The 1,732-nt window shown below is 53.8% G+C and carries 2 protein-coding genes; one reads left to right on the plus strand and one right to left on the minus strand.

Translation table 11 applies throughout. The annotated features are described in order from the left end of the window. Nucleotides 1–251 precede the first annotated feature (251 nt). The gene (locus C5S62_RS00715; protein WP_104403636.1) at nt 252–1,277 is read left to right on the plus strand and encodes an iron ABC transporter permease; all 1,026 of its coding nucleotides are present in this window, start codon (nt 252–254) and stop codon (nt 1,275–1,277) included. Between the two features lie 103 nt (nt 1,278–1,380). Here C5S62_RS00715 and C5S62_RS00720 read toward each other — a convergent pair whose 3' ends face one another. Next, nucleotides 1,381–1,551 (minus strand): DUF362 domain-containing protein, encoded by a 171-nt coding sequence (locus C5S62_RS00720; protein ID WP_104403637.1) that lies wholly within the window; start codon nt 1,549–1,551, stop codon nt 1,381–1,383. Nucleotides 1,552–1,732: the final 181 nt, after the last annotated feature.

A 1,732-nucleotide genomic window follows, 5' to 3' on the forward strand; every position in this document is an offset into this window, starting at 1 on the left:
GGCGGGAACGCCGTATGGTGGGCTGCAACACGTTTGCTGCGCCATATTATGAGGAACCGCCTTTCCGGCCCGACCGTCTTTTACGCGATTTCATAAGAATTTTCCATCCGGAGCTATTGCCTGACCACGAATTGCGTTACTTCAAACCGCTGCGATGAGGCTGTTTATTGTCCTTTCAGCTATGGGGAATTCTCCACGATATGCCGCCCGGCTTGTTTCATTGAATCCTCAACCGATAATCCTTATTGCCGATGCCTTCCCCTTTATTGCATGATCGTTTCCACCTGTCGTTGTGGCTGCCGCTGCTGTTGCTGTTGCTATTGGCTGCAGTGAACCTGATGTGGGGCAGTGTGCCGACAACACCGGCAGATGTGGCGCAAGCCTTTGCCGGCGATGAAAGCGGCGCGGCGGCTTACATCGTGCGCCATGTCCGGTTGCCACAACTTTTCACAGCAGCTCTTTCAGGCGGTGCTTTGGCTGCGGCAGGACTGGTTATGCAGACGGTTTTCGCCAACCCTATGGCAGACCCCTCGCTGCTGGGCGTGAATGCCGGAGCAGGATTGGGAGCAGCCGTTGCCATGCTTCTGCTGGGCGGTTCTTGGGCGACGGGCCACCTTGTTTTGTCAGGCTTTTGGCTCACGGTAATGGCCTCAGCGGCGGGGGCATTGGCAGTTATCGTGCTGCTAGCGGCTTTCAGCGCCTTACTGCACGGAACGCTACAGTTGCTCGTTGCCGGTGTGATGATCAGTTTCGGAGTGTCGGCGATCATATCCATTCTCAGTTTTTATTCTACGGCCGAAGGGGTTCAGAGTTTTTTGGTATGGGGTATGGGTGATTTTTCGGGTGTGACAACCGAACGTCTGCCGGCTTTCGGGCTTACTGTGGGTACGCTGCTGCTGCTGCTGTCTTCACAGACCAAGCCTCTCAATGCTCTGCTGCTTGGTGCGGATTATGCCCGTAATCTGGGTATCAGTGTGCGCCGCAGCCGTACATTGTCTCTTATGCTGGCTGCCTTGCTTTGTGCCACAGTGACGGCCATGTGCGGCCCTGTGTCGTTTATCGGTCTTGCAGCGCCGCACGTGGCACGCCTTATCCACCACACAGCCGACCATCGCCGCCTTCTGCCGCTCACTGTCATGTGGGGTGCCGACATCGCTCTTCTGGCGGCGGCGCTCACTCATTTGCCGGGTAACCGCGGCGTACTGCCGTTGGGAGCCATCACCCCGCTTGTAGGGGTGCCTGTGGTTCTCATGCTTTTGTGCAGGCGCCGGGCTTAGAGAAAGACGCCGGCACGGCAGAGGGAAAACAAAAAGCGGCCGCGAGGAGTCTCGCTGGCCGCTTTCGAAATTTTGATTCCGCGTAAGGTCAATGCGTTGAATATTATTCGCCCGGCACGATAGCACCTGAAGGACAAACATCGGCGCAAGTGCCGCAGTCTACGCAGGCATTGGGGTCGATGGAATACTTTTCGCCTTCGGAAATAGCGCCGGAGGGACATTCGTCAATACAAGTGCCGCAGGCAATGCAGTCGTCAGTAATTACGTAAGCCATTTTGTTAAGAATTTAAATTGTTATAAAATTGTTCGTATTTGCTGTTTGCATGGACAAAGGTAGTGCAACTGAAGCGAATTTCAAAGAAAAAGATAAAGTTTTTTATTTCCGGCGACAATGAATCTTTTTTATGGCACTTCGTATGAATATTTAATCGCACACCGGCTTTTTGACTTTAACA

Source organism: Prevotella sp. MGM2 (assembly GCF_002933955.1).
Taxonomy (GTDB): domain Bacteria; phylum Bacteroidota; class Bacteroidia; order Bacteroidales; family Bacteroidaceae; genus Alloprevotella.

Excerpts from the sequence above, each read along its gene's own strand:
- C5S62_RS00715 (WP_104403636.1), top strand. The coding sequence starts at position 252 with ATGCCTTCCCCTTTATTGCATGATCGTTTCCACCTGTCGTTGTGGCTG.
- C5S62_RS00720 (WP_104403637.1), bottom strand. The coding sequence starts at position 1,551 with ATGGCTTACGTAATTACTGACGACTGCATTGCCTGCGGCACTTGTATT.